The following is a 16,457-nucleotide window of genomic DNA, read 5'->3' on the forward strand; positions in this document are numbered from 1 at the left end:
TGCCATGCCTCTTCAAAGGTCATCATGTCATACTGGTCTGCGGACACCTTCTTCGGTGTCTCGAATACATAGGCAAGCCCGGTAATCACACCAGATGGTGTTCCTGATTCATCATAAAGCGTGATATCAACCTTGTTTTGCCCCGCAGGCTGTAAGCTGACAAGTCCCCAAACCGGATGACCTGCCCCCGCTGGAATCTCCATTTCCTTTACACTGGACAACCTGGCCTGCGAAACGCCGTTTGAGGCGTCTTCATGAACGGCTTCAAGACAGGCCTCCAGCACTCCCGGGATCAATACTTCGGGTTCCTTATACGTTCCGCTGCCTTTATCCGGCTTTTTAAACTTGATCAGAAATTGATGTGCCTCAGGCGATCCGTTGCCTGTCCATACCTCTTCAATATGTCGGCTGGTTGTCCGGCGTTTATGATCGATATGAGGGAAACGGGCACGCAATTCCCGAAGGTCGGTCTTTGAAGCTGACGCTCCTTCGCGGAAACCTGCTTTTCCTTCACTGCTTACCTCTGCCTCTTCTTCCAATTCCCCCGTTTGTGAATAGATCTCCCATTCGATCTCGTCTTCTTCCCCTTGATAGAGGGCGATATTCACACTGGCATTTCCGTCTGGCATAATCGGCGTATGCCATTCGACGTCTTTGATCACGACTGAAGCACCGGCAGTATCCACGGACATTCCTGCCGCAACCCTGGCCATCTCAAGATGAGCTGACTCCGGCAGATAAACAGAGCTTTCATTTACGGAATAGAGGAAATCCTCTTTTCCAGTTAATGCAGAAGTGAAACGCTGCCTACTAAGATCAGATGTATTTTCATGAACCAGCGGGTGTATGTTACTTTGCTGCTGCTTCGATTCAATATCTTTGAAGTTTTCAATATGATTAGTCCCCTCTGCCAAAACTTTTACTGGAGGCATCCAGCAACTTTCTCTAGCAAAAGGATATGTAGGCAGACTTATTCTCCGACCTGCAGTATAAAAAACTTTTTCCCATTCAAAATCGTATCCTGCCACATAAAATTCCGCCAAATGAATGAGCTGTTTTTTATATTTTACTGTGTGACGATTTTTTATTTCTTTTATAGCTTCTGCCGCTTTTCTATTTTTTTTTGACAAGGAATTCCAATCTTCATTACCAAGCATATTCCTTCTGATACATTCATCTCTTTCTTGATTTTCCAGCACTGCTGCAAGCTTTTCTCGCAAATCTGTTACACCATCTGCGATGACAGCGATTCTCTTTTGAAAAAGCTCTCGTCCAAAAAGCAAAGTAGCACTTACATCCGCAATTTCAACCTGATCACTATTTTTTTCAAGCCAATTTTTCAAATCCATTACTTTTTGTTTTAAGGATTCGTCAGTTTTCGCTGATAAACCAAAAAAATAATGAGATTTTGAACGTTTTTTTGTCTTCTTGACCACTCGATGTTCTTCTAAAATTACATGGCCATTCGTTCCGCCAAATCCAAATGAACTCACTCCCGCTCTACGCGGAATAACCTCTTCTCCATCTTTTAAAGACTCCCACTCTTTCAATTGATCAACAATGGAAAAAGGACTATTATCAATGGAAATCTTCGGATTGATCTGATGATAACCCAAATTCCCTGGCAGCTTACCGTATTTCATTGCCATCAGCACTTTAATGACGCCTGCAATTCCAGCTGCAGATTCCAAATGTCCGATATTAGTCTTAACTGATCCTAAGCCGCATTGAGCTTTTGTCTTGTCCTTTTCTTTTAAAAGAACTTGAGAAGCTCTCATAAGCCCTTCAAATTCTATCGGGTCACCTTTTGGTGTTCCTGTTCCGTGCGCCTCGATATAATTAATGCTATCAAAAGAAACATTCGCTCTGTTTACAGCCTGAATGATGACATCCGCCTGAGCATCAGGATTCGGATACGTCAATGTGAATGTTTTCCCCCCATGATTGATGGCGGATCCCTTGATAATTCCATGGATCGGATCTCCGTCAGCAAGAGCTTTATGAAAGGGCTTTATTAAAACTATGCCCGCACCCTCACCACGTACATACCCATCTGCACCTTGGTCAAAAGCCTTACACGAACCCGAAGGAGATAACATCCCCATTTGGGAAAATGCAATTTGTCTAGAGGGTGAAAGTAATATGCTGACTCCTCCAGCTAAAGCCATCTCACAATCTCCGTTCATAATTGATTGACATGCTGTATGTAATGCAGTGATAGATCCAGAACATGCATTATCAATTTCAAGGCTTGGACCTTTTAAATTATAATAATAGGAAATACGATTAGGAATAATTGCCGAAGAAGTGCCCGTTGAATGATGCGGGACAATCCTTTCCTGACTTCTTTCAATTAGCTCTTTATAATCAAAATTAAATGCACCGAGGAAAACCCCGATTTTATCTCCTGATACATTAGATGGGCGGATTCCTGCATCTTCAAAACATGACCATGTGAGTTCTAGCATCATTCTTTGTTGAGGATCCATGGCATCTGCTTCTCTGTTAGATAGTCCAAAAAATCTCACATCGAAAGTATTAACATTGTCTATAAATCCTCCCCATTTACTTACACTATTACTTTTATACTCCCCTCCAATAGTTCGAAATTCTTTCCAACTCCATCTATCTTTCGGAATTTCTTTAATACTCAAACGTCCATTTTTAAGATTATCCCAGTACTCCTCATAATTCTCTGCTTCCGGAAAACGACATGCAATTCCTACAATAGCCATATCTGATGTCTTCGCGTTATAGCGGGTTGTGGTTGACAAATTCCTTTTGCCCTTTGACATGTCTTGGTTATTCATATATATCCCCCCATAAAAATAGTGGATGAACTTATAATTAAATTTAAATTAAAGTGTAAAACTTATACTAATCTTCAGAAAAAAAGAAATATATTAAGAGATGAATCAACAAAATAGAGTATCAGGGATTGTTAAATAAATAGTTGAGCAGTGTCAATTTGAAGGATTCAGACATACTAGTATATGAGAATAACATTCGGTCAAACGAAGTATTGGTATAGAGTATAACTTTTAACTGCATCAAAAAAGCTTTATTTACATCATAAATCCTTATAAAACCCTTTGGTGAAATGTGGTTTATACGGTATGAACTATTCCAAAAATAAAGTTCCTATTACTGACTTATATCCTGAATTTAACATTCATTCCAACAAGGACTACCAAAATAAAAATTCCTAAGCTTCTAATAATGCATATTGAAATATGTATAAAAAGCTCCCCTTCTCACAAACATGTAGGGATAATTTCCTGGTTATTATATCACTTATATCCATTAATGGCTATTTTTTCTCCGTAAAAAAAGCCCAAAAAAGTGAAAATGAACCAAACGATTTTCACCATGCTCTGGACTTAGTCGTATAGAATATAATAGAATCATCTGTCTGCATTTCACCTTCAAAACGAATTTTCTATTTAGATAGAATGATACGTTCCTTTGATAGAAAAAATGAAAACCCTCCAACTAATCCCCACATGAAGACTGTTATTATCAAATAAATGAATGTGAATTTCCAAGATGTGATATCTAGATAATTTGTGATCGACCCTAGAGGTACGCCCGCTAATAATATTAATGCGATTAGATAAGAAGGTGCGATTGACATTTCAGAAGAGTAGATCATAGACAACTGAATCGTTAGTACTGTCAATCCTAAAAATAATAAGGGGGTGATTAAAAAGATAGATAGCAGCAGTGATACCGAAATGCTCATTACATTATTTGCGACCAGCAAAACAACTAATGGCGATAGAATTGAAACAAGAAAATTCGGCAAAAAAACAGCAAAACTTTTGCCAATCCATATTTCAATCGGCTTCAGCTGAGTGGATAAAAGGGATGAGATGATTCCGTTTGCTTTTTCTTTAGTAAATGTACCGCTTGTAAAAAACGGTATGCTTATCACGAGTGGAATCAGTGCCAGCATAAAAAGGATATTGGAAATAATAGTACAAGAAATCGTTCCGCTAACATCTGAAGAAATTAGGGCTTGTTCAGGCAATAACCAATTAATGGAAACAACTGCTACTGCTGTAAGGACGAGGAACATAAGCAAAAGAATCTTATAAGATTTCCAACTGATATATTCATCATAGTCTCTCTTAAAAACCACTTGTATTCGATTAAATTTTATTTTTGACATGATAAAATAATTTTCTCCTTTCTAAATTTATAACGGAACATTATACATACAATAAAAAGAATTACTGCGAGACCGATATTCGAAATGAAAAATACAGAAGAATTTATGTCTAAAATATGACGTGCCAAAAGATTAATAACCAAACCTGCAAATACCGGTAAAAATATGGTCGCTATCACATTGCCAGCCTCAGTATTTCCAATAAGTCCGACAAAATGGATTAATAAGCTTAGACATAAATAGATAACCTGTACTGCAAAATATGTGCATAGAACAATCCAAACATTTGAAAACACAACAAAACTTGAGGATAAATAAATTGAACTAAAAATCAAAGTTAAAAATAATGGAATAATCGTTCCCAATAAAAACCCAGGCAAGAAAAGAGCAATACTTTTCGCAATCCAAATCTCCTTAATACTGGATATTGTAGCTAAAAGAGATTCTATATTTTTATTAACCTTTTCACGTGTTAAAGGAACTGAAAATAAAACACAATAATTAATCCCTGTTAAAACAATAGCGGCGCAATACCCAAGAATACCGATGTAATGGACAAGCGTATTTTCATCAATTCTGCCTGATGCAGGTTCAATGATGAGCTTAGCCCCAACTATACCAATAACAGCCGTACATATAAGTGCGATTCCTAGATAAACCATTATCAATGACTTAAATTGAAAGATACTCTTCAAACTGGCATTGATAATTGCCATTATTCTTCTCATTGGTTTACATCGCTCCTTACAATTTTGTTATACACATCTTCTAATGAAGCATCGTTTTTAGATACTCTCTCTACTTCAACTCCCTCTTTTGCAAGCATATTAATAATATCAGGAACTTTTATGTTTCCTGAAGGTGTAAAAATAAGATCTTTTTCATTTATTTTAGATAGTCCAAATTCCTTCATACTCTTAAGTTTGTTTTTTGTACGATCATCAATCAGGGTATTGGCATGCACGGTAATGATGTTCTTACCTACCTGTCTGCACAATTCATCCAAACGTCCATAAAGCTTAATTTCACCATTGTTAAGCAAAGCAACTCGGTTGCAAATTTTTTGCACTTCATCCATATTATGCGAACTCAACAAAACCGTCTTATTCTCTTTATGAACAAGATCAAGTAAAATTTGTCTAATATCCAATTGGGCAGAAGGGTCAATTCCGGATGTTGGCTCATCAAGAATAAGGACTTCCGGTTTATAAACAAGGGCTCTTGCCAAGGCAAGTCTTTGTCTCATTCCTTTTGAAAATGTTCCAACTTTATCTTGTGCCCTATTAGCCAGCCCCACCAAATCTAATACTTTTTTTATTTGCGTTTTATCTACAGGTTTTTCATATATTTTCAAGTAGTATCCTAAATTCGCTTCAGCTGTCATGTTATCGTATAATCCATCTCCGTCAATGACAAAGCCAACTTTTTTTCTTGATTCATCGTTAGAAACATCATATCCCATAATTGAAGCACTGCCCTCATCCGCTGCGTATAACCCGAGTAAAATTCTTATTGTTGTCGTTTTTCCTGCACCGTTTGGCCCAATGAAACCAAAAATATCTCCTTTTTCAACATTGAAGCTTATCCCTTTTAAAATTTCACGTCCTTGCAAGGACTTTTTTATGCTTTTAACTTCAATTGGTGAACTAATCATAATTTACCTCTTTTCTTTAAAAAATTATCCGGCTGACAAAATACAAAACCTTCCTGCTTTCATCCTTAAACGAAGAACTATGGAGTTAACGGATTAAACTGCCAGAATTTCAAAGGTTCAAAAATCCTGGCTTGTTTGCTCCGGTTAGTTAATTTTTTTACATACTAAGTCCATCAATCTATTTTTTGTATATAGACTCATAAATTTCTTTATTTAAAAGCTCAAGAATTCTTTCTTCTGATTGACTCTTATCAATAAATACATGGTCGCCTGCCATTGTATAAAGTGTAAATGAGTTTGTTGTAATATCGTCCCAAGCATTCATATCCTCAAATAAAACCCTTTGGTCATCAATTCCGTGGAAACCGACAATAGGGACGTTAAATTCCTCCAAATGATTATATTGGAATCTTTCAATAATTCGATACGCAGAAATGATCAATGGCAGTGTTAATTTTGTTCCTTCCAACATGCCGTCTGTAACCTCGTCTTCTACGCCCCAACCTAATAAAAAGGCTCTGCTTACCATGTCAATAGATGATGTTGCCTTTATTTCTTCAAAATCAGGAATATGATTGATACCTAGCAATTTTAATTCTTCAAGAATTTGCATAAGACTTGTATTCGGTAAAATGGGTGCAGTATACCCAGATACAAATAATTTCACATAATTTACACCAGGTGTCTTAGAAAGTTTGTTTCCCAGTCTGTATGCGAATAAAGATCCCCAGCTATGACCGAATGTCATACAAGGTATGTCATAAATAACATCTGAAAGCGCATCTATAAGGGTATCCATGAATTCATCGATATCCGTCGGAGTTTCTTCTTTCATTCTTTCAAAATCAAGTCCTGGGAGTTTAATTGGACAAACATCAACTTCAGGACCAAGCTTTTCTTTCCATTCCCTGTACATATCTGCACTTCCAAATCCATATGGAAAACAGAATAAACGAACTTTTGCCTCACTGTTTGGCTTATAATCATAGATCCATTTTTCTATACCTTCCTCAGCTTGAGGTCCTTTTATTTTACGCTGCTCGGCAAATGATTCTCCTCCAGGAAGAAATTTAGTCAGTTCTAAAGCCATCGATGTTATAGTTGTCGATTGAATTACTTCAACAAATGAAAACTCTGCTCCAAGAAGCTGTGAAAGCTTACCATGGAAACGTAATCCCATCATGGAGTCTAACCCGAAATTATCCAGCTGCTCATTAACATCTAATTCCTCAGGCTCCATTTCCACAATTGAAGCGAGGATACCGCGTACATATTCTATTAAAAGTTCAACCTTTTCCTTATGATCTGCCTTTGAGTATTTCACTAAGAAGTTTTTGTCTTCTTCATTTTGAGATGCAGAGGTTGATTCCAAAAGCTCCTTCATTGCTCCCAAGTATTCTTCATCGAATTCCTTCATAATGACATTATCAATCATAATAATGGTTTTACCATCTTCGCCAAGGATTTTTATATCTCCCTTGATTTGCATACTTTTGTCGTTATATTCTGAAATCCTAATTTGCGCAAACAGCTTTCCTTTGTAATTGATCGATTTGAAAATTGATTCTCCAAGATTTGAAATCATAAATTTTTTACTTTCTGACGAGATACTTGTTGGGATAAAATTGAATACTTGTGCACAACTGTCAATAACGCCCGGATGTAAATATAATGCATAGTCATCTCGGGAGTTGGTATTTTGTTTAATACTGATTAAAGCTTCCCCTTCTTTATACCATATCTCATCAACCCAGCGTACAGACGGTCCAAAATGGAATCCCCGTTCTTCCAGTAGCTTATAAAAGTCTTCTCCAGAATCATGCATGTCTGATACAGAAATAATAGATTCCACTGACAATGACTCATATGCTGCAAGAGAATTTTCTTTTAATGTCATATTTCCTTGAACATGAAGATTCCAGTTGATTTGCTCATGATTTTTACTGTAGAACTGGAACTTAATTATTCCATCATCATCTTCTAACACTAGTAAGATATCTTTCATCTCACCCTCAAATACCATAATCGGACTTATAAATTCCATTTTATTCAAACTGAATTTTACAATGCCATAAAGGTTTCCAATCGTATCTGCAAGCATTTCTAAATAGTAACCCACATGTACTACTCCCGAGTTATCAATAAGTTCCGGTAAATTCTTATAAGAGAGGGTATATTCATATTGCTTATGTCTGTAAGGTAGACTGATTTTCCTTCCTTTTAAAGCATTGCTCAATTTTAAATCTGTTTCTTTAAAGGAACCAGCATCTGGTTGAGTAATCCAATACTTTGTTTTGGCAAAAGGATAGTTTGGCAAAATAATCTTATAATAAGAATACCCTTCATAAAAGCTTTGCCAATTGATATTCGCTCCTAGACATATTAGTTTTGCCATTCCCTGCAGCATTTTATATAAGCTATTCTGGTCATCACTGATTAATGGAATATGTACCACATCATCCTTTTGGTACATTGTCGTTTTACTCTCTTTCAGACAACTAGAATCACCTATCTCCACAAAGTAACGATAGCCTTGCTGATAAAGAAACTCTAATGATTTCTCGTATTGCACCGGTGAAAATAATTCCTTTTTCCAGTAATCAGTAGTAAGTCTTTGAGAGTTACGAATGGTTTCTCCTGAACTTTCTGAAATATAACGACATTTAGGCTTGAAATAAACTTCATCCGCAATTGTATGACCATAATCATCTGCATAATTTTCGTAAAGTCCAGATGGCCAGTCAGACTCGTCCTCTTCAACTGTTTTAATTCCCTTACTTTGGAAATCTAAAACTACTCTATTAATATCCTCTGCCTGACCAGATAGCACAAATTCGTTTTTCGAATATATTGCAGAAATATGGACCTTGCCTATGAATCTATTTAATATCTCTTCTGCATTCTTTCTATCGGCAAAAATCCTGTAATGAGTTGCTCCGTTTACTTTACTAATAATATTCTGAGCCTCTACAAAGTGCTTTACTGCCGATTCAACACTCATAATTCCCGCCGTTATAGCAGCTATATAGTTGCCGGTTCTTTCACCAAAAGTGATTTCCGGTTTAACCCCTAATGATTCCATAAGCTTCATCGTGGCATACTGAACAGCAAAGAGATACATATATCTCTGTTTTTGTTTTGTAAACTTTTTATGCAGAAAGGCATCGATAAGCCCATTTCCATAATATGGTTCAAAGTGCTTCAAGCACTCATTAAACTCATGTTTGAATATCGGGAATAAATTGTAAATGTGAACTGAACTTTCTAGAGTTTTATTCGTATTGCCATTAAAAACAAAGGCAATTTTAGGTGGGAACTGCTCATTAATTCTTGCTGTATAAACATTATTATTCTTCAATACATTAAATGGCATTCGAAATGCCAATTTATTGCTATAAGTATCACTGTCGACATAAATGGTATTTCTCTTTTCAGCTTCATTTAGAACCTGTAAAAATCCTTCTCGGAAATCCTTAATGCTATTTCCTACAAATACAGCACGATGGATATAACTCGAACGACATGCATTTGTAACATAACAAACATCTTCAATATTTACTTCAGGGTGTTTCACAAAGTATTCGTCGTATCTAGAAATTAACTCAATTAATGCTCTTTCATCCTTAGCGCTTAAAAATAAAGTATAGGATTGAAAATTGTTTTTTGAAGAAAGTTCCCTTAATGGCGCTTCCGATAAAATCATATGTGCATTTGTTCCGCTAAATCCAAATGAGCTAATACCGGCTATTCTTTCTTTTTCTCCGGATACCTCCCATTTTATATGCTCACGAGGAAGCACTGCTGGAATTTTTTCAAGGTTAATTCTCGGATTAGGAATATCAGAGTTAACAACACGTGGTATCTCTTTATGGTGAAGACTAAGAACTACTTTGATCACACTGGCAATACCCGCTGCACTCTCAAGGTGCCCAATATTTCCTTTAACCGCTCCAATGACTAAGGGATTATCTCTTTGTTCTCCATTTTTATTCCCAAAAACCTCAGTAACTGCCCCAATTTCAATCGGATCACCTAATGGAGTCCCAGTGCCATGAGCCTCAAGATAACTAATCTGTTCAGGTTTTAAAGAGCATGCGTCTAATGCTGACTCTATAACCATCTTTTGTGCTTTCCCATTCGGAACTGTTAGACCACTACTGGATCCATCATTGTTTACTGCACCGCCGCGAATCACCGCATAGACGGTATCGCCATCCCTTTCTGCATCTGAAAGTCTCTTTAGCACTAGTACTCCACAACCTTCACCACGCCCGTATCCACTTCCATTAGCATCAAATGGCTTACATCTTCCATCTTTCGAAATCGCATCCATCATACATAAATTTGACATAACAATCGGTGAAAGCATTAAATTGACACCGCCAGATAATGCCATGTTACATTCTCCGCGCCGCAAGGATTCTACAGCCAAATGTGTGCTAACCAACGAAGAAGAACACGCAGTATCAATAGATAAAGACGGTCCATTCAGGCCAAAGACATAAGATATTCTTCCTGAGGCGATACTAGAAGTAGTACCAGTCCCAATATATTGATTTACTTTTGACTTATCCTGAGGAAGCATGGCATACTCACATGCTCCTGAAATCCCTATAAATACCCCTGTTTTACTTCCTCTAAGTTCAGTTGGATTTTGTCCTGCATTTTCTAATGACTCCCAACAAACCTCCAACAACTGACGATGCTGAGGATCCATTGAATTAGCTTCAGCCGAAGATATCTTAAAAAACTTCGCATCGAATTCAGACACATCTCTCTTTAAGAAACTTCCCTGCTTGACATACATTTGACCAATAGTCTCCGGTGATGGATCATAATGATCATCTGCACTCCATCTATCTTCAGGAATGTCGATAATTGTTTCATTCCCTGTCTTTAGTAATTCCCAGTATTCCTCAGGAGAGTTACATCCCCCTGGGAATCTACAAGCCATCCCAACGACCGCTACAGGCTCACTGCTCGATTTCTGTGCATCATCCAGTTGATTACGCAGTTTCTGAATAGTAAAAAGTGACTGTTTTAATAATTTACTATTTATCGCATCTGCCATAATTTAATTTCCTTCTTCCTTGAGTAACTCATTTTGGTTGGGGTAACCTGCAGCATATACGATAGGCGGTTGATTTTTTTTTGTTTGCACCATGTTCACTTCCCATGTATAGCCCTCTGCCTCAATCGAATGAACGATTTCTTCTAAATCCTTCTTTGTATAAATTCGCACAATTGATACAAAACCATCAAACATCATTACTAACGGAGCAATCGGAATCAGGTATGTAAAAATCAATCTTGCAAAAATAGTCTGAATGTCCCCTCTAATAACCTTAGCAAACTGAATCCAATAAAAAATTAAGAATAATGGAGATAATAGAATTAAAATAGGAAGTATAGTCCATGCAAACCCGGGAGGCATTAACATTGATTCTCCAACAACAATTCCCTGACGCTTCTCTGCAGCATTTTTGAAAATAGCCTTAGCATCAGAAGAATTCATATGATGGAATCCCCCGAATATAGTTCTCATCCCTTTTAAATCGGCAGGTACTTCTGCTGCATCAACTGATTCAGGTATATATACCAGTTTATTATTACAATCCTTTGTAATTCTCTCAATTGCTTCTTTATTTGGGAATTTATCTGTTAGGGTTAGTTTCACAGACTCATCTTCCTTTTGAAGGGTATCAATCATTCCTAGCCAAGGTCCGCCGCCGCCAGAGCATAGATCAACAATCTGATTTGTGTCTGACTTTTTCATTACCTTTTTTATCACCGGAATAATATCATCATAAGGTGATCCTTTTTTTAGCATAGAGTTAAGGACATCTGTAATAAGATCTCTTAAAAATTTAGGAAACCATTCAAAATCCATAAACTCAAATAATTGCAAACGTTTCATTTTGCATCCCCACTTTCCATCCTTTAATTTTTTCGAACAGCCCTCTCTTTGGGTTAGCCATTCAACTAACCTTTAACTTTCATGCCTTTTGAGTATAATAGATGTATTTATCCCACCAAATGCAAATGAGTTACTCATTGCAGTATGTATATTGGCCTGAGTCGATTGTTTTCCAGCAAACCGGAAACTTGAATCAATTGGACAATTAAGATTAAGATTTGGGTGAATAAATCCATTATTCAACTGTTGTATGCATGCAATAGCTTCGACAATACCCGCTGAAAAAAGGCAATGACCCGTCAAGCTCTTAGTGGAATTAATCCAAATTCGGTTTATCTCATCCTTAAAGATGGATTTAATTGCATTTAATTCGATTTCATCTCCTAAAGGCGTAGAAGTACCATGTGCATTAATGTAATCAATATCACCTAAAGTAATATCCCCATCCTTAAGTGCCTTTAACATAGCAGATGTCTCGCCTTCCACTCTTGCATCCGAAAGGCGGTTACCATCGAGGACGATTGAGCCGCCAATTATTTCAGCAAGAACTCTGACCTTTCTTCTCTTAGCGGATTCCATCGATTCAAGAATAAGGCTCCCGCTCCCCTGTCCAAGAATAAATCCCTCATGATCTTTATCAAAAGGGCGGCAGGCTGACTTGGGATCTTTTTTAAATCGAATTCCCCCCATTGCTCCCAGATTATAAAATCCCTGCAATTCAATTGGAGAAAAATCCGCCATTGGACTTGCTACTATACAAACATCCGCATAACCTGATTTAATCAGTCTGTATGCTTGAAGCAAGGCAGCATTTCCACTCGCAGAAGCTCCTCCTACTGTAAAACCCTCACCATGCACCCCAAATAGTTCACTCAAAGTTCCAACAAAATTGGTGTCGAAAAATTGCAATGCATAGCTTGGACTAAGATATTCTAATGAACTGCTATATCTTGATGCAGTCCTATAGTGAAGATTTTGAGAAAAATTACTTCCTGCTACCAATACTGACATTCGATCTGAAGTCGATACTCCACAGCTTAATCCAGCACTATAAAAAGCTTCCAGAGCCGAAGCAACAACAGTCTCCATTATTAGCGGCATTCGTCTCATAATAGATTTAACTCTACTGAGCAGTTCTACAGGATAAGATTTATCTAATAAGTACCTACTTAGCGAAAAATTTCTGACTTCAGCTCCAACATTTACCTTAAGGCCTTCAAGATTCATATTTTCCAGCTTACCAATTCCTGAAATACCCAATTTTAAAGCGCTGTTAAATTCTTCGCAATCATGACCTATTGAGCAGACAATCCCCTGACCCGTTACTGCTACTTTATGAGTATCCATTTACCACACTCCTAAAAAAAAACATAAGTATATCCGCCCTAATTATCTATCCATTCACTATGGTCTTCTTCAATCCTGCTGCTATAATTTGAATAATTTCATTAATATTTTTCGCTTCGCCAAATGCAACCATCGGGATAGAGACTTTAATAGACTCTAATGTACTCATAATGATCTCGGCTCGGTCAATCGAGTTAGCACCTAAGTCTCGTAGGCTATCCTCAATCGTAATCTTCACATTCTCGATTTCTGGAACAATTTCACAAATATTTTGTTTGAGAACCTCAAAAATTTCGTTATCAGTCATATTAACATTCGTTCCTTTCTATTTATTGTTCACTCCAACATCAATCATAATAATAGAGTAAGAGCATTTTTCATTTAAAAAAGAAAGACTTTACACAACAATATGATTCTTTAATATAAGATCAACACAAAAGCTAGTTATCACATTTACAGCCTTTTTTCCAGAAGGAATAAGGGAGAAGAAACTTAGGCTTTAATATTATAAGACTAAAATAGTGATTTACTCTAAAAAAGTAAAGCTCTAAAAATGACACTTATCCTCACACTAAACCTACCGTACTATTTTTATATGACTTTAACTTAGAAGATATAATTCCTATAACAGTGTTTTATCTCCTCCTACCACAATACTAATGGCTAAATTTTCTCAAACTTTCAACATTTAAGTTGATATTACTATAAATTCATTTTTTTCACAATAATTCCCTAACGACAAAAAACCCAGAGGAGACATTCATCTGGGGGTGAAACATTAATTTCGAATGACTTATTACATTAATAAATTAATCTAGAAGGACTAAAAACAAATATAAAGAGGATCAATTATACAATTTCTTAATATTTTCTTTAACTTCCGGCTGGTGAAATGTTAAATCGTGCATTGCCACTTCTTGTTTAATGATCTCAGGAATCTTTTTACGATGTTCTGCAACAAGATGATCCTTTAATGTAACCAATGATATTCTTGGTTTTTCAGCTATTATTTCTGCGAGTTCTAAAGCACGCTTTATCACTTCTTTCCTTGGATATACTTCAAAAGGCGCACCTCTTTTTTCTAATTCAGAACCACGAAAAGTACGAGCACTCATCAAAAAATCTTCCGCCAAAGTTAGCCCTAATTTTATAGGAAAAATATAAGTTGAGCCAAAACCTGGGGTAAAACCATACTTCATAAAGTTAGCTGTATATACACTTTCTCTTGATAAAATAATAAAATCAGCAAACATTCCAAAAGCCAGACCGCCCCCAATCGCATGTCCCTGCATAGCCGCAATCACCGGAATTCTGCAATCCAGCGAAAGACTATATATATTCTTATCTCCAGGTGATTCGTCAAAATTGGCCTTGCCTTCCTGAATCGCTATTAGGTCTTCCTTCGTTCCGCCTGATGCAAAGTAATTGTCATAGCCAGTAATAATCACTACTTTAAAATGTGGGTTTTCTTCTATTGTTTTAAAAGCCTCTTCAAGCCCAAGCACTAACTCCCTTGTAAACGTGTTTTTATTTACTCTGTCTTGCATCTTTACTAGTGCAACACCTGGCCTTATCTCTATTAATTCAACTGTCAAATTACCCATTGTTCACCCCTCCCATGGAAATATCCCCTCTTCCACAAAAAGACGGATTCTCTCCAAGTTATGGTCATCAGAAAAAATTGTACGGTTTGTTTCAACAGCTTGATCCTTACTCTTCATGACAAAATCATTTAATTCCATCATATAGTTCTTATATTGCTCAATTCCGGACTTTGGCAGTTTTATAACACGAGCAAGCTGTCGTTTTAAAAGGCTGTCACTATTTTTGTGATATTCGTCTACCATTCCCCAGTCATGTGCCACTTTTACATTCACCGGCTTTGTCATAAGCGTCAGATAATGTGCTTTCTGATAGCCTATTTTACGAATTAAAAAAGGCAAAACCATTGCTGGGAAAAGCCCAAACAGTAACTCCGATAAACTAAAAACCGCAGTATCGTCGGCGATTACAATATCACTGGCAGCAACAAATCCTATTCCGCCAGCATTTACAGCTCCGCGCACATGTGATATTGAGATAAATGGTCCGCTCGCCATTTTGAACCACAAATCATAAAGCAAATCAGGGCGGGTTGCTATTTGTTTCTCATTATTACAGTTAAATTCAAATTCATTAAAATCCGCACCAAAGCAAAACGCTTCGGGCGACCCTTCGAAAATAACAACACTGCTTCTCTTCTCACATAAGATAATGGCTCTATGACATTCTTCAATCAGCAAATTATTAATGGCGTTCTTTGCATTAGGGCGATTAAACTTTATATAACAAACAGGACCTTCAAATCTAACCTTAATTGTTTTCCACTCCATCACTTGCACCTACTTGCATTTTATCATTCTAACAAATCACGTTTAGCCTAAAGTGAAGATGATATATACTTTCAACGATTAACCGATTCAACCCTTCATTGATTTTTATATAGGGGTAAACTTACTCTGATATCCAGTGATTCGCTTTCTACGATCGCCTCTGTACTTCCGCACATTTGTTCTGCAAGAAGTTTTACAATCGCCAGACCTAATCCAGTCGATTTATTTCTCGCCCTATCACCTGTATAGAAACGATCGAAAAGCTGCTCTTCATCAATCTTATAAGCATCCTTAATCGGATTTTTAAAAGATATCATAACTCTATCCTTCAATAATAGTAACCTAACCTCAATATCTCCTTCTGAGTGCTGAATACAATTCCGAATAAGATTTTGAATGATTCTCTTAACCATTTTCTTATCTGCCAGAACAAATATGGGTGAGGTTTCTTTAAATTGAACAGCCAAATTATTTTCTTCTAGTATTGGTATAAATGCTACAAGAGATTCGGCCACAAGATTGTTAAGATTTGTTCTTTCAAGATCGATCTCTGGTTCCGAATTAGTAAGATAGGTATATTCAAAGAAATACTGAATTAAGTTTTCCAATTCATCTGTATGCTTTACAGCAATTTCAAGTTTTTTCTGCTGTTCATATGATAATTCTCCATTTTTGACTAGTTGTTGGTATCCTTTTATTGCAGTTAGAGGTGTCCGTAAATCATGCGAGATATTAACAATTAATTCTCTAAACTTTCTATCCTCACGAATACTCTTAAGGCGGAGACTCTCCTCCGCCTTAAGGTATCTATTAATATTAACTGTTAGTTTATTCAGATCCTTATTAATCAGTTCCACACTAACAGGCTGACGAGTGTGTTCAGTCAAACGTTTTTCAAGCTGGTAATTGATGTTGCGAAGTTGCAGCTGTATTAAAACAATATAAAGTACTAATAAAATAATTAATATCGTCAGAATAGCAACTACAATCTCCACT

General features: G+C 36.7%; 11 protein-coding genes. All 11 read right to left on the bottom strand.

The window, feature by feature from the left end:
* The coding region (locus LNN34_RS12815) for a type I polyketide synthase (RefSeq protein WP_229043577.1) at positions 1-2,810 on the bottom strand (2,810 nt) is incomplete at its 3' end.
* A 629-nt stretch (positions 2,811-3,439) separates the two neighbouring features.
* The gene (locus LNN34_RS12820; protein ID WP_229043578.1) at positions 3,440-4,171 is read right to left on the bottom strand and encodes a hypothetical protein; all 732 of its coding nucleotides are present in this window, start codon (positions 4,169-4,171) and stop codon (positions 3,440-3,442) included.
* Positions 4,159-4,899, bottom strand: coding sequence for a hypothetical protein (locus LNN34_RS12825; RefSeq protein ID WP_229043579.1), 741 nt, complete (start codon positions 4,897-4,899; stop codon positions 4,159-4,161). The genes LNN34_RS12820 and LNN34_RS12825 overlap by 13 nt, the downstream gene beginning before the upstream one ends.
* On the bottom strand, positions 4,896-5,825 hold the full coding sequence (locus LNN34_RS12830; protein WP_059293353.1) for an ABC transporter ATP-binding protein: 930 nt from the start codon (positions 5,823-5,825) through the stop codon (positions 4,896-4,898). The genes LNN34_RS12825 and LNN34_RS12830 overlap by 4 nt, the downstream gene beginning before the upstream one ends.
* Positions 5,826-6,003: 178 nt before the next feature.
* Entirely contained in the window at positions 6,004-10,896 is a 4,893-nt protein-coding gene (locus tag LNN34_RS12835; RefSeq protein ID WP_202664032.1) for a type I polyketide synthase, read from the bottom strand.
* Positions 10,897-10,899: 3 nt separating this feature from the next.
* Positions 10,900-11,742, bottom strand: coding sequence for a hypothetical protein (locus LNN34_RS12840; protein WP_044152732.1), 843 nt, complete (start codon positions 11,740-11,742; stop codon positions 10,900-10,902).
* Positions 11,743-11,814: 72 nt separating this feature from the next.
* Positions 11,815-13,089, bottom strand: coding sequence for a beta-ketoacyl synthase N-terminal-like domain-containing protein (locus LNN34_RS12845; protein ID WP_044152734.1), 1,275 nt, complete (start codon positions 13,087-13,089; stop codon positions 11,815-11,817).
* A 46-nt stretch (positions 13,090-13,135) separates the two neighbouring features.
* Positions 13,136-13,396, bottom strand: a complete 261-nt coding sequence (locus LNN34_RS12850) for an acyl carrier protein (RefSeq protein ID WP_059293355.1) — start codon at positions 13,394-13,396, stop codon at positions 13,136-13,138.
* A 538-nt stretch (positions 13,397-13,934) separates the two neighbouring features.
* The gene (locus LNN34_RS12855) at positions 13,935-14,693 is read right to left on the bottom strand and encodes a polyketide synthase (protein WP_059293356.1); all 759 of its coding nucleotides are present in this window, start codon (positions 14,691-14,693) and stop codon (positions 13,935-13,937) included.
* 3 nt (positions 14,694-14,696) lie between these two features.
* Positions 14,697-15,461: an enoyl-CoA hydratase/isomerase gene (locus tag LNN34_RS12860; protein ID WP_044152741.1), complete on the bottom strand. Its 765-nt coding sequence runs from the start codon at positions 15,459-15,461 to the stop codon at positions 14,697-14,699.
* A gap of 95 nt (positions 15,462-15,556) precedes the next feature.
* Positions 15,557-16,456, bottom strand: coding sequence for a sensor histidine kinase (locus LNN34_RS12865; protein WP_044152743.1), 900 nt, complete (start codon positions 16,454-16,456; stop codon positions 15,557-15,559).
* Position 16,457 lies beyond the last annotated feature (1 nt).

The sequence above is a fragment of the Bacillus sp. AF23 genome, assembly GCF_020861455.1.
Taxonomy (GTDB): Bacteria; Bacillota; Bacilli; order Bacillales; family Bacillaceae; genus Bacillus; species Bacillus halotolerans.